The organism is Actinomadura alba, assembly GCF_014323705.1.
GTDB classification, from domain to species: Bacteria; Actinomycetota; Actinomycetes; order Streptosporangiales; family Streptosporangiaceae; genus Actinomadura_C; species Actinomadura_C alba.
Genome location: NZ_JABVEC010000003.1, coordinates 147,148 through 160,171, shown reverse-complemented (window position 1 = coordinate 160,171; position 13,024 = coordinate 147,148). Strand labels below are relative to the sequence as shown.

Below are 13,024 nucleotides of genomic sequence, written 5' to 3'. Positions count from 1 at the left end.
ACACGGGGACGAGTCCGGCAGACTGCACCGTTGGCTCCACTGAGCCGAAACGTGTTCGGTCCGTATGGGCAAGCCGCCCTGAGGCGAACAACTGCATGATCACGGCGGGTTTCTGCTGGGGTGTCGATCAAGGGGTGTGGCACTGAGGGGGCCGGTCGGGTTACTTGATCCACTTCGGTCATGGCGGACGCCACCATATGTGGACGATCATGGGTCGTCGCAGCCCCGGCAGCCCTCGCGTCCCGCCGACCCTTTGGCGACCCCACGCACACGGAGGTGGATCACATCGCCCGGGCCGTGAATGTGTCGGCCCGACACATGGGAGGCGGCAGGTGGTCTCCGTAGGTTCTGCGTCCATGATGAGCTTGAGTCCGCATTCGGCGGCCCGCGGGTCCGCCGACCTGAATCTGGCCGGCAGGCGTGCTCTTGTGACCGGCGCGGCTAGCGGGATCGGGCGGGCGTGCGCGCAGCGGCTCGCCCTCGCCGGTGCCGATGTGGTGGTCGTCGACATCCGGGCGGACGCCGCTGTGGAGGCCGCGGCGGACATCGGCGGTACGGCGCGGCCGGTCGATCTCTCCGACATGGCGGCGGTCGAGGAGCTCGACGCCACGGCCGACATCGTGGTGAACAACGCGGGGCTCCAGCATGTGGCGCCGCTGGAGGCGTTCCCGCCCGAGGAGTTCGCCCGCATCATGCGGATCATGGTCGAGGCGCCCTTCCGCATCGTGCGGCGCGCCCTGCCCGGCATGTACGAACGCGGCTGGGGCCGGATCATCAACGTCTCGTCCGTGCACGGGCTGCGGGCCTCGCCGTACAAGTCCGCGTACGTCACGGCCAAGCACGCGCTGGAGGGGTTGTCCAAGGTGATCGCCCTCGAGGGGGCCGCGCATGGCGTGACGTCCAACTGCGTCAACCCGGCGTACGTCCGTACGCCGCTGGTGGAGGACCAGATCGCCGACCAGGCCCGAACCCACGACATGCCGGCCGACCAGGTCGTCGAGCGGGTCATGCTGGCCAAGGCGGCGGTCAAGCGGCTCATCGAGCCCGACGAGGTCGCCGAGCTCGTCGCCTACCTCTGCTCTCCGCACGCATCGATGATCACTGGGGCCTCGTTGACCATCGACGGCGGATGGACCGCTCACTGAACCGGCGCACAATGAGTCGCATGTCATGTCGTACATTCCTCGAACTCCTGGCGCGCGAGGCCTCAGCGGTCGAGTTCGAGGGGCCGCTGCTCGAAGCCCGTGCTGCGGGCGCGAGCGCCGAGGTGCTCGCGGAGCTCGACCGGGCCAAGGTCGCCGCACTCCGGGTGCGGGCCCTGCTGGAGCGCCGTGCCCGCCGCGAGGCCGAGCTGTCGGCGCTGTTCGACACGGCCAGCGACCTCGCGGGCCTGCGTGATCTCGACTCGGTGCTCGAGGCGATCGTGCGCAGGGCCCGCCAGCTGCTCAAGGCCGATGTGTCGTACATGACTCTGCACGACGACGAACGCGGCGACACGTACATGCGCGTGACCGACGGCTCGGTGTCGGCCGCGTTCCGGGCCCTGCGGCTGCCCGCGGGCGCCGGGCTCGGGGGCCTGGTGGACCAGACGGCGGTCCCCTACACGACCCCCGACTACTTCGCCGATGAACGGTTCAACCACCGGGGCACCATCGACACCGCCGTGCAAGAGGAGGGCATCGTCGCGATCCTCGGCGTGCCGATGCGGCTCGGCCCGAGGGGCATCGGGGTGCTCTTCGCGGCCAACCGCAGCGCCCGCCCCTTCGCTCAGGAGGAGGTCGTGCTGCTCTCCTCACTGGCCGCGCACGCCGCCGTGGCGATGGACAACGCGCGGCTGCTGGAGGAGACCCGGGCGGCGCTGGAGGAGCTGAGCTCCGCCAACGAGTTCATCAGGGCGCACAGCGCCGCCGTCGAGCGCGCAGCCCTGGCGCACGACCGCATGACCGACCTCGTCGTACGGGGTGGAGGCGTGGAGGACGTCGCCGCCGTCGTGATCGACGTGCTCGGCGGGGCCCTGCTCGTCCTCGACGCCGACGGCCGGCGGCTTGCCGCGGTCGGCGCCGTCGGCGACCTCGACGAGGCCGACGTGGCCGCCGCGGTCGCCTCCTCGCGCGGCATCGGCCGTACGGTACGGCGCGGCGAGCTCTGGGTGGCCTCCGTCACCGCCGGCGCCGAGGCCCTCGGCACGCTCGTGCTGCGCACCGACGAGGACGTGCAGGACACCGACCAGCGCATTCTCGAACGGGCCGCGCTGGTCACCGCGCTCCTGCTGCTGTTCGGCCGCACCGTCGCCGAGGCCGAGGGCAGGGTACGGGGAGAGCTGCTCGACGATCTGCTCGCCGGGAGACTGTCCGACCCGGACGCACTGGCCCGGAGGGCGCGGCTGGTCAGCGTCGACGTCGGCGCGGCGCACGTGGTGGTCGTGGCCCGGACGGCGGCAGAGGCCGGAGGCGCCGGCAGGCAGGGCCATCGGGAGCGCGCGGCCTTCTGGGCCGCCTCCCACGCGGCGGTGGAGCGAGGGCTCGTCGCCATCCGGGGTGACGAGATGGTGCTGCTGCTGCCCGGCGAGGAGCCGGGGGTCGTCGCCCGCCGGGTGGCCAAGGAGCTCGGCGCGTCCCTCGGCGTCGCGGCCACGGCCGGGGCGGCCGGGCCGGTCATCGGATTCGACCGGGTGGCCGCCGCGTTCCAGGAGGCGCGGCGCTGCACGGACGCGTTGCTCGCCCTCGGCCGCGAGGGCGACGCCGCGAGCGCCGAGGAGCTCGGTTTCGTCGGCCTGCTGGTCGGCGACAACCGGGACGTCGTGGGTTTCCTTACCTCGACGCTCGGACCGGTGCTGGACTACGACGCGCGCCGGGGCACCGGCCTGGTGCAGACCCTGGAGACCTACTTCGGGAGCGGCGGCAGCCTTTCGCGTACCGCTGAGCGGCTGCACATCCACGTCAACACGGTGACCCAGCGGCTGGATCGGATCGGCCATCTGCTGGGCGAGAACTGGCAGGAGCCGGACCGCGCACTGGAACTCCAGCTTGCGCTGCGACTGCACCGCCTGCGGACCCCGCCGGACTGACCGCCGTGAACCCCGCTCCGAGAAGGACGACCACAAGGACGCCCTCCGTCGGCATGACGGAGGGCGTCCTCAGAACCGTGCGACCGAGCTCAGCCGACCTGCATGCTGTCGGTGCTGGTCTCGGCAGGCGTGGCGTCCGGGCCCACGACGGCGCCCGCGCCCGCGCCGAGCTGGTAGCGCTCGATCGCCTGCTGCAGCGTCTCGGGCTTGAGCTCGCCGCGCTGCACGAGCCGGGTGAGCACCGCCAGGGTGGTCGACGCGGCGTCGACGTGGAAGAACCGGCGGGCCGCCGCGCGGGTGTCGGAGAATCCGAACCCGTCCGTGCCGAGCGAGGAGTAGTCGCCGGGCACCCAGCGGGCGATCTGGTCGGGTACCGCCCGCATGAAGTCGCTCACCGCGACGATCGGGCCGGGCGCGCCCTCCAGCGCGCGCGTCACGTACGGCACCTTCTGCTCCTCGTCGGGGTGCAGCAGGTTCCAGGAGTCGCAGTCCATGGCCTCGCGGCGCAGCTCGGTCCAGGAGGTGGCCGACCACACGTCCGCGGCGACGCCCCAGTCCTCGGCCAGCATCCGCTGGGCCTCCAGCGCCCACCGGGCCGCCACGCCGGAGGCGAGGACCTGCGCCCGCGGGCGCTCTCCTTCACCGGCCGACGCCGGGGCGTCGGCGTAGTGGTAGAGCCCCTTCAGCAGGCCCTGCGCGTCGATGCCCTCGGGCACGGCCGGCTGGACGTACGGCTCGTTGTAGATCGTGAGGTAGTAGAAGATGTTCTCGCCGTTCGGGTGCTCCTCGGTCGAGCCGTACATCCGGCGCAGTGCGTCCTGCACGATGTACGAGACCTCGAACGCCCACGCGGGGTCGTAGTAGACGCAGGCGGGGTTGGTCGAGGCGAGCAGCGGCGAGTGCCCGTCGTTGTGCTGCAGGCCCTCACCGGTCAGCGTGGTGCGGCCCGCGGTGGCGCCGAGCAGGAAGCCGCGGCCCATCTGGTCGCCGAGGGCCCACATCTGGTCGCCGGTCCGCTGGAAACCGAACATCGAGTAGAAGATGTAGATCGGGATCACGTGCTCGCCGTGGGTGGCGTAGGACGAAGCGGCGGCCGTCATCGACGCCATCGCGCCCGCCTCGCTGATCCCCTCGTGCAGGATCTGGCCTTTGCCGGACTCCTTGTACGACAGCATCAGGTGCCGGTCGGCGGGCTCGTAGGTCTGCCCGTTCGGCGCGTAGATCTTGGCCGTGGGGAACAGCGAGTCCATGCCGAACGTACGGGCCTCGTCCGGGATGATCGGCACGAAGCGGTAGCCGATCTCCTTGTCCTTCATGAGGTCCTTGAGCAGCCGTACGAACGCCATCGTGGTGGCGACCGCCTGCTTGCCCGAGCCCTGCTTGAGCTCCTTGTAGGCGGCGTCGCCGGGGAGCTTCAGCGGCTTGGCGCGCACCACCCGCTTGGGCAGGTAGCCGCCGAGGGCGGCGCGGCGCTCCTGCATGTACTGGATCTCCTCGGAGTCCTGGCCCGGGTGGTAGTAGGGCGGCAGGTCCGCTTCGAGCGCCGAGTCGGGGATCTCCAGGAAGAGCCGGTCGCGGAAGGTCTTGAGCTCGTTCTTGCTGAGCTTCTTCATCTGGTGGCTGGACATCCGGGCCTCGAAGTCCGGGCCGAGGGTCCATCCCTTGATCGTGTGCGCCAGGATCACCGTCGGCTGGCCGACGTGCTCGCGCGCCGACTTGAACGCCGCGTAGAGCTTGCGGTAGTCGTGCCCGCCGCGCGAGAGCTTGCTGATCTCGTCGTCGGACAGGTGCTCGACCATCTTGCGCAGCCGGGGGTCGTCGCCGAAGAAGCGCTCGCGGATGTAGGCGCCCTTCTCCACCGAAAAGGTCTGGAACTGGCCGTCCGGCGTGGTGTTCATCTTGTTGACGAGCGCGCCGTCGACGTCCTGGGCGAGCAGCGGGTCCCAGTCGCGGCCCCAGATCACCTTGATCACGTTCCAGCCGGCACCGCGGAAGAACGACTCGAGCTCCTGAATGATCTTGCCGTTGCCGCGTACGGGACCGTCCAGCCGCTGCAGGTTGCAGTTGACGATGAACGTCAGGTTGTCGAGCTCCTCGCGGGCGGCCATGCCGATCGCGCCGAGCGACTCGGGCTCGTCCATCTCGCCGTCGCCCAGGAAGGCCCACACTTGCGAGCGCGAGGTGTCCTTGATCTCGCGGGCGAGCAGGTAGCGGTTGAACCGCGCCTGGTAGATCGCTCCGATCGCCCCGAGACCCATGGAGACCGTCGGGAACTCCCAGAAGTCCGGCATGAGCCGCGGGTGCGGGTAGGAGGACAGGCCGCCGCTCGGGTGCGAGATCTCCTGGCGGAAGCCGTCGAGCCGGGCCTCGGGCAGCCGGCCCTCGAGGAAGGCCCTGGCGTAGATGCCCGGGGCGGCGTGGCCCTGGATGAAGACCTGGTCGCCGGACTCGCCGTGGTCCTTGCCGCGGAAGAAGTGGTTGAAGCCGACCTCGTAGAGGGACGCCGCGGAGGCGTACGTGGCGATGTGCCCGCCCACCGACAGCTCTGGGCGGTTGGCCCGCGACACCATGATCGCCGCGTTCCATCGGATGTAGGCCCGGACGCGGCGCTCGATGTGCTCGTCGCCGGGGAACCAGGGTTCGTGCTCCGGCGGGATGGTGTTGATGAAGTCCGTGCTGCGCAGGCTCGGCACGCCGACCTGTTGCTCGCGGGCGCGCTCCAGCAGCCGCAGCATCAGGTAGCGCGCGCGGGTGCGGCCCTCGGTCTTGATGACCGTGTCGAGCGATTCCAGCCATTCCCGGGTCTCATCGGGGTCGATGTCCGGGAGCTGGCTCGGAAGGCCGTCGCTGATGATCGAAAAGCGTTGGCGTCCGGAAGCCACAGGGTCCCCTCTTGCTTGCCGAAATTCTGCTTCGACGGGTCGTCGGTGCTGCTGCTGTCCATGGTGATACGTCATGACCGCTAACGCATCTCTACTCCACGGTAACCTGCAGGTACGCGCAGATCTTCCTTCTGCCTCTTGGCGTGCGGCCGAACTCGTTAGAGGCTGGTCACATGCAGGCGACAGTGGGAGACCGGCTGCACGTCCACCGCAACACGGTGGGGCAGCCGGACAAGAGTGGAGACATCATCGAGGTGCGTGGCGATTTCGGCGAACCGCCGTACGTCGTGCGGTTCGACGATGGGCACACCGGACTGGTCTTCCCCGGGCCGGATGCCGTCGTGGAATCCAGCCGCGCCGACAACATCAGGGAGGTCTGACGCCTCGCTCGGGCGTGTTCGGCACGGACGGGGTAGACAGGTGTCTATGAGGACAACAGTGATCAATGTGGCCACAGGCGGCCGTGAGGCGGTATTCGACATCACCGCCGAGTGTGAGAAGTTCGCCGCGTCGGCCGGCGGGGACGGTCTGCTGCACGTGTTCGTGCCGCACGCCACCGCGGGGGTCGCCCTGATCGAACTGGGTGCGGGCAGTGACACCGATCTACTCGCCGCGCTCCGGGAGTTGCTGCCCGCCGACGACCGGTGGCGGCACGCCCACGGGTCCCGTGGACATGGGCGATCGCACGTGTTGCCCGCGCTGGTCCCTCCGTATGCGACGATTCCCGTCATCGAAGGACGGATGGCTCTTGGCACCTGGCAGTCGGTGTCCGTAGTGGACCTGAATGTCGATAACACAGAGCGTCAGGTGCGGCTGTCCTTCCTCGCGGGAGCCTGACTGAAGTGGCCAGGTTCATTCAGATGCCCGTTAGGCACTTGCGCTCGGGGCGGTCACTTGTGTGGACTGTCCCGCAATACCGCACGGCGCAGCGAAAAGGTCCCCGCCGGGGACCGGAGACAACAGGTGCGGCACCAACGACATTGGGAGGACGTTCGTGAGCGCGACCGCGGGTCAGGCGCAGACTGAGCGCAGCCTGGCCGAACGGCTCGGCTTCAAGGCCGGCCAGGTGGTGCAGGAGATCGGCTACGACGATGACTGTGACGATGAGCTGCGCAGCTCCATCGAAACGGTCACCGGGACCGAGCTGGTCGACGAGGACTACGAGGAAGTGGTCGATGTCGTGCTGCTGTGGTGGCGCGACGAAGACGGCGATCTGGTGGAGGGCCTGATCGACGCGATGACGGCCGTCACGGGCGGGGGCCACGTGTGGTTGCTGACGCCGAAGGCAGGCCGGGACGGGCATGTCGAGCCGAGTGACATCGGCGAGGCCGCACCGATCGCGGGTCTGTCCCAGACGAGCAGCGTGAGCGCGGCCAGGGACTGGTCCGGAACTCGCCTGGTGGCGCCCAAGACGCGCCGCTGAGCACGCCGGCCTGAGCGGTGGCAGACTTGCCTTGACATCTCAGGTTGACGAAAGGAACTGCCATGGCGGTCGAGGTCGGCGACAGCGCGCCGGATTTCGAGCTGAAGGACCAGCACGGTACACCGGTGAAGCTTTCGGACTTCCGCGGGAAGAAGGACGTCGTCCTCGTCTTCTACCCGCTCGCCTTCAGCGGCGTCTGCACCGGTGAGTTGTGCGCGATCCGTGACGAACTCCCGACTCTCGGCGACCAGGACGACGTACAGGTCGTGGCCGTGTCGGTCGACTCGATGTTCGCCCACCGGGCCTGGGCCGAGCAGGAGAGGTACGAATTCCCGCTGCTGTCGGACTTCTGGCCGCACGGCGACGTGGCCCGGGCCTACGGCGTCTTCGACGACAAGGCCGGCCTCGCCACGCGCGGCACCTTCATCATCGACAAGGAGGGCGTTGTGCGCTGGAAGGTCTCGAACGCGATTCCCGACGCGCGCGACATCGGCGACTACCGTAAGGCGCTCGCAGAGCTCTGACCCGCCGGGCGGGTCCTCAGCGGCGAGGACCCGCCCGCGCGGATCCGCCGGGCCGGCCCTCGCGAAGAGGGCCGGGGATCAGCATGGAGGCACGATGCCCTGCTACCGATGCGGGGCTCGGCAGACCGACCCCGCACGGGGCGCGAGTCCATGGAAGCGCGGAGTGCGGGCGGACCGGCAGGTACTGGTCTGCCCCGGCTGTCAGGCCGTCCATGACTGGACGGCCGAGCTCGATCGCTGCGCGGACTGCGGCTCGACCGTGCTGGTCTGCCGGCTGGGCGAGGTGGAGTGCCGCGACTGCGGTCACGTACGAGAGGCGGACAGCCCGGCCGGGGACGTCACCGGCCCCGGCGCGCCGGGGCTGTCCGAAGAGGTGGCCGAGGCGCTCGAGCGGGTGCTCAAAAAAGGCAGAGTGCCCTAGCCGTAATGTACCGGCCGCCGGCCCTTAAGGCCCCGGCCATCCCGCGCTCGGCCCGTGTACGGACGTGGCCGTCATGCTCTGGCCCAAATGAAACGGGGCATTTCGCTATTCCTCGCGGCGGGACTCGGGATCGCCGTCGCAATCGTGATCGTTTTTGGCGATCGTATCGGTGGGTCCGGGCTCACGACCGTCCGCGGCGTGATCGGCTCAGAGAAGCAGGCGTTCTTCGCCGACCCACAGGTACGGAAGGCGCTGGAGCGGCAGGGGTTGAAGGTCGACGTCGACCCCGCGGGCTCCCGGCAGATCGCCACCTCGGTCGACCTCGGCCGATACGACTTCGCATTTCCCTCCAGTTCCCCCGCGGCCGACCGCATTCAGAAGGACCGCGGGATCACCACGAAATACGCGCCGTTCTCCTCACCGATGGCGATCGCCACCTTCCAGCCGATCGTCGACGTGCTCGCGAAGGCCGGAGTGGTCGCGGCGGGCCGGGGAGGCGTCCGCACCTTCGACGTCAGGCGATACCTCGACCTGGTCGACAAGGGCACGCGCTGGGATCAGCTGGCCGGCAACACCGCCTATCCGGTACGCAAGAACGTGCTGGTGTCGACGACCGACCCGCGCAGCTCCAACTCGGCGGCCATGTACCTCGCGATCGCCGCCTACGCGGCCAACGGCGGCGAGGTCGTGCAGGGCGCCGAAGCCGAGGCCAGGGTGCTTCCCCTGCTCAGCCGGCTCTTCCTCGACCAGGGCTACACGGAGAACACCACCGAGGGCCCGTTCGAGGACTACCTGTCGATCGGCATGGGCAAGACGCCGCTGGTCTGCGTCTACGAGGCCCAGTTCGTCCACCGCGCCGTCCGGGGTGACATCAAGCCCGGCATGGTCCTGACGTACCCCTCGCCGACCGTGCTGTCCAAGCACACCCTCGTGCCGCTCAACGCGAACGGCGACAAGGTCGGCCGGCTGCTCACCTCCGATGCGGGGCTGCAGCGCCTCGCCGCGCGGTACGGCTTCCGTACCGCGCAGCCGGACCAGTTCGCCCAGGTCGCGGCCGAACAGCAGGTCCCGGTCGCGGCGGACCTCATCGACGTCGCGGACCCCCCTTCCTACGAGACGCTCGAACGCCTGCTGCGGGCCGTCGAGAAGAATTACGGCTGAAGGAGCCAGATGACGCAGACCCGTGGGGACCTGGTCGTCGTACGGACGCGCAGGACCAGGGGCACGGGGGCGCGGGCGTGGGCGGGGCCGCTTCGGGCCGTCGCCGCGGCGGTCACGGCCGCGGTCCTGCTCCTCGCGGCGGCGTGCCAGGGCGGGGACGACGGCAAGGGCGACGCGCCCGGAGTGCTGCGCGTGCTCGCCGGCAGCGAGCTGGCCGACCTCGGGCCGATCCTGGCCCAGGCCGAGCGCGACACCGGCGTACGGGTCCAGATGGACTACGCGGGCACGCTGGACGGCGTCCAGAGGATCCTCGAGGGCAAGGTGGACCGCCGATACGACGCCATCTGGTTCTCCTCCAACCGTTACCTGTCGCTGCACCCCGGAGCGCAGAGCAGGCTCGGCACGGCGGTCAAGACGATGTCCTCACCGGTGGTGCTGGGCGTGCGCGCGTCGGTCGCGTCGCGGCTCGGGTGGGACACCAAGCGGCCGACCTGGTCCGACATCGCCGAGGCGGCGGCCGAGCGGAAGTTCACCTACGGGATGACCAACCCGGCCGCCTCCAACTCCGGCTTCTCCGCCCTGGTGGCCGTGGCCGCGGCGCTGTCGGGCGACGGCGCGGCGCTCCAGACCGGGACCGTCGACGAGATCGCCCCCCGGCTCGAGAGCTTCTTCACGGGCCAGATCCTCACCGCCGGCTCGTCCGGATGGCTCTCGGACTCCTACGTCCGGCGCGTCACCCAGGGGGCCGCGGCCGGTCCCCAGGTGGACGGGCTGGTCAACTACGAGTCCGTGCTGCTCTCGCTGAACGAGTCCCGGCGGCTGCCCGAGCGGCTGACGCTCGTCCATCCCGCCGACGGGGTGATCAGCGCCGACTACCCGCTCACATCGCTGGCCGACGCGTCGGGTGACGCCCGGGAGCGTCACCGTGTGCTCACCGACTACCTGCGGCGGCCGGACGTGCAACGGCGGATCATGACGCAGGTGCACCGCCGGCCGGTGAATCCGCAGGTCCGGCCGGAGGCCCGGTTCGCGGAGATGCCGCCCGAGCTGCCGTTCCCGGCCCGGCTCGACGCCGTGGACGCGCTCATCGGGGCCTACTTCGACCGGATCCGCCGGCCGGCGCGCACCGCCTACGTCCTCGACGTGTCCGGCTCCATGAAGGGAGACCGGCTGGCGGGGCTGAAGGCGGCGCTCACCGCGCTGACCGGGGCGGACGCGTCACTGGCCGGGCGGTTCCAGCGGTTCCACAACCGCGAGGAGGTGACGCTGATCCCGTTCAGCGACGCCCCCCGCGAGACCCGCTCCTTCGTCATCCCCGAGGCAGACCCCACGGCCGAACTGGCCCGCGTGCGGTCGTACACACAGTCGCTCGGCGTCGGCGGCAACACCGCCGTCTACTCGAGCGTCCAGCGGGCCTACGAGGTGCTCGGCCGCGGCGACGACGACCGGTTCACCTCGATCGTGCTGATGTCCGACGGTGAGAACAACCGCGGCATCGCGCTCGTGGACTTCCGCTCGTGGCTGGCGGCGCAGCCGGCCGAGGTCCGCCGCGTGCCGGTCTTCCCGGTGCTGTTCGGTGAGGCGGCGACCGGTGAGATGGGCGAGCTGGCGAGTCTCACCGGGGGCCGTACGTTCGACGCGCGCTCGCAGTCGCTGGAGGCCGTGTTCAAGGAGATCCGCGGCTATCAGTAGCCGTGACTCGTCCTGACGCAAGATCGACCGGACCCCTTGTCGGCTGCGATCCGGCAGCGGAGGATGGCCGCATGGTCACCGGGGACGATGACGAGCCGGCCGCATCACGAGGATCCCGGGAGGACGTTCGCTCCCTGCTGGTCGACAGGGCGATCTGGAAGCTGCTGGTCAAGGGTCTTGAGGTGTTCGCGCCGGAGCGTACGGTGGCGATCGGGTCGGTGCGTCTCGCTGAGCGCTCGTCGATGCTCGGCATCCCCGTCTTCCACAGCGCCGATTCGGGCTTCGGCCTGTCCCTGCGGGCCCGCAGCGCCCGGAGCGAGCCACAGCGGGAGATCTACGTACGCGGAAGCGACGTGCGGTCCATCGGCATCGTCATCACCGGTGCCGCCTCGGCCGCCGGCACCCGGGTCCTCGACGCGGCGGGGCTGATGCGTTACGCGCGCCGGCTCACGTTCGAGTCGCTGTTCGCGGCGGCCGACGAGGGTTCGGTGGTCCCCGCCGTCCGGGCGGCCCGTGCGGTCGAGAACGCGGTGCTCCTCGACCCCGGCGCGGGCATCGGCCTGTGCGCTGAGGTCGACGCGGTGACGGGATCGGTGAGCTGCCCGCTGTTCGTGCGGTTCGGCGACCGGCCGTCAGGGGAGGCCGTGCACGCCTACGCCTCGGGGGACTGGGCCGCCCAGGCGGTCAGATCCCAGATCTGATGGGCCGGGAGCCGCCGTAGCCGGTCCGCGGCGACGGCGGGGTCCCACAGCAGCCCGTAGTTCTCGAACTCCAGGCCCTGAGAGTGCCTGAGCACGGCGCAGAGCAGCGCCTCCGGTGTGCGCACGACGATCAGCGGGCCGATCTGCGCAGTGGCGCCGTCGCTCTCGTGCAGGGCCCGCAGCATCGCCCGGAGCGCGGCCGCGTCGGCCGGCTGCGGCCGCCCCTGCTGCAGGTCCATCCCGATCGAGATCAGCAGCGCGGCGTAGCCCCGGGCCAGCTCGGACATGCCGCGGCCGGTCAGGAAGTAGCGCAGCCGTTCCGGGTCGCCGTCGGTGGTCTTGAACCTGACGTGGAGCAGGCCGGCCTCCAGGCACTGCTCGTACGCCTCGACCAGCAGATCCCGTACCTGCGGGTCGGCCGACCACAGCCGGCCGGCGACCGTCGTGCCGTCGGCCGGCCGGCCGGTCAGTGAGGCGGTGACCGCCTCGTCGAGTTCGTCGGAGGTGTAGCGGAGCAGGTCGGTGACGACGTCCTCCACTCCTTCCAGCGCCTGCGTGAGGTCGCGCTGGAGATCGAGCATCTCGTCGCCGCCGCGCTCGAGGTCGGAGATGCGGGTCAGGGCCGTCTCGACCTTCTCGCCGTTCCGCTCCTCGCCGGTGCCGTCCTCGAGCAGAGGCCGCATCGAGGACTCGACGTCGATGAGCTTGCGGCGCAGCGCCGACAGAATGATCTTCTGCTTTTCCAGGTCGTGCAGCCGCATGGCCTGTGCCCTGATGTACTCGTCGGCCTGGCCCAGCAGTTGCCGGAACTGGTCCAGCTGCATGGTGTTGTGCCGCAGACGCGAGTCCATGCCCGGCAGCACGTCCCGCTTGACCCTGGCGACCTCGGCGGTGAGCTGCTCGCCGACGGTGACGAGCACGTTGCTCTGCTTGCCGACCTGCGTCTTCAGCTCGTCGATCCGGCGCTGGAAGTCCTCGGCCTGTCTCTTGTGCCGCGTGCCCGCGTACAGCTCCAGGGCTCCGACCAGAAGGCACATCACGATCAGGACGGCTGTCAAACGGGACTCCTCGTCATCGGGCCGACCTGCCGGCTCGAACGAAGGGCATGGAGTTGTCGATCGCGAGGTTAACCTACGCCCGCCTCGCTCGGAAG

General features: G+C 70.1%; 12 protein-coding genes. 10 read left to right on the top strand and 2 right to left on the bottom strand.

Going from position 1 to position 13,024, the window contains the following annotated elements; genetic code table 11:
• Positions 1–356: 356 nt before the first annotated feature.
• Both HKK74_RS06310 and HKK74_RS06305 read left to right on the top strand, forming a co-directional pair.
• Positions 357–1,145 carry a 3-hydroxybutyrate dehydrogenase gene (locus HKK74_RS06310; protein WP_246491264.1) on the top strand — a complete coding sequence of 263 codons (789 nt, stop codon included), beginning with the start codon at positions 357–359 and terminating at the stop codon, positions 1,143–1,145.
• Between the two features lie 20 nt (positions 1,146–1,165).
• Positions 1,166–3,067, top strand: a complete 1,902-nt coding sequence (locus HKK74_RS06305) for a helix-turn-helix domain-containing protein (protein ID WP_246491263.1) — start codon at positions 1,166–1,168, stop codon at positions 3,065–3,067.
• A gap of 89 nt (positions 3,068–3,156) precedes the next feature.
• On the opposite strand, the gene aceE is transcribed toward HKK74_RS06305, so the two are convergent.
• Positions 3,157–5,949 (bottom strand): pyruvate dehydrogenase (acetyl-transferring), homodimeric type, encoded by a 2,793-nt coding sequence (gene aceE, locus HKK74_RS06300; RefSeq protein ID WP_187242121.1) that lies wholly within the window; start codon positions 5,947–5,949, stop codon positions 3,157–3,159.
• A gap of 173 nt (positions 5,950–6,122) precedes the next feature.
• Here aceE and HKK74_RS06295 point away from each other — a divergent pair, with 173 nt between their 5' ends.
• The 8 genes from HKK74_RS06295 to HKK74_RS06260 all read left to right on the top strand — a co-directional run bounded on the left by HKK74_RS06295 (position 6,123) and on the right by HKK74_RS06260 (position 11,871).
• On the top strand, positions 6,123–6,329 hold the full coding sequence (locus tag HKK74_RS06295) for a DUF1918 domain-containing protein (protein WP_187242120.1): 207 nt from the start codon (positions 6,123–6,125) through the stop codon (positions 6,327–6,329).
• A gap of 46 nt (positions 6,330–6,375) precedes the next feature.
• Complete coding sequence (locus tag HKK74_RS06290; RefSeq protein WP_187242119.1) at positions 6,376–6,786, top strand: secondary thiamine-phosphate synthase enzyme YjbQ; 411 nt, start codon at positions 6,376–6,378, stop codon at positions 6,784–6,786.
• A 157-nt stretch (positions 6,787–6,943) separates the two neighbouring features.
• The gene (locus tag HKK74_RS06285; RefSeq protein ID WP_187242118.1) at positions 6,944–7,372 is read left to right on the top strand and encodes a DUF3052 domain-containing protein; all 429 of its coding nucleotides are present in this window, start codon (positions 6,944–6,946) and stop codon (positions 7,370–7,372) included.
• 62 nt (positions 7,373–7,434) lie between these two features.
• On the top strand, positions 7,435–7,896 hold the full coding sequence (locus HKK74_RS06280) for a peroxiredoxin (protein ID WP_187242117.1): 462 nt from the start codon (positions 7,435–7,437) through the stop codon (positions 7,894–7,896).
• Positions 7,897–7,990: 94 nt separating this feature from the next.
• Positions 7,991–8,317, top strand: a complete 327-nt coding sequence (locus HKK74_RS06275) for a hypothetical protein (RefSeq protein WP_187242116.1) — start codon at positions 7,991–7,993, stop codon at positions 8,315–8,317.
• A gap of 198 nt (positions 8,318–8,515) precedes the next feature.
• The gene (locus tag HKK74_RS06270) at positions 8,516–9,478 is read left to right on the top strand and encodes a hypothetical protein (RefSeq protein WP_312881290.1); all 963 of its coding nucleotides are present in this window, start codon (positions 8,516–8,518) and stop codon (positions 9,476–9,478) included.
• A 9-nt stretch (positions 9,479–9,487) separates the two neighbouring features.
• Positions 9,488–11,170: a vWA domain-containing protein gene (locus HKK74_RS06265; protein WP_187242114.1), complete on the top strand. Its 1,683-nt coding sequence runs from the start codon at positions 9,488–9,490 to the stop codon at positions 11,168–11,170.
• 71 nt (positions 11,171–11,241) lie between these two features.
• A complete protein-coding gene (locus HKK74_RS06260; protein ID WP_187242113.1) occupies positions 11,242–11,871 on the top strand; it encodes a hypothetical protein in 630 nt (209 codons plus the stop codon).
• Here HKK74_RS06260 and HKK74_RS06255 read toward each other — a convergent pair.
• The gene (locus tag HKK74_RS06255) at positions 11,823–12,929 is read right to left on the bottom strand and encodes a hypothetical protein (RefSeq protein ID WP_246491262.1); all 1,107 of its coding nucleotides are present in this window, start codon (positions 12,927–12,929) and stop codon (positions 11,823–11,825) included. The genes HKK74_RS06260 and HKK74_RS06255 overlap by 49 nt on opposite strands.
• Between the last annotated feature and the right edge of the window lie 95 nt (positions 12,930–13,024).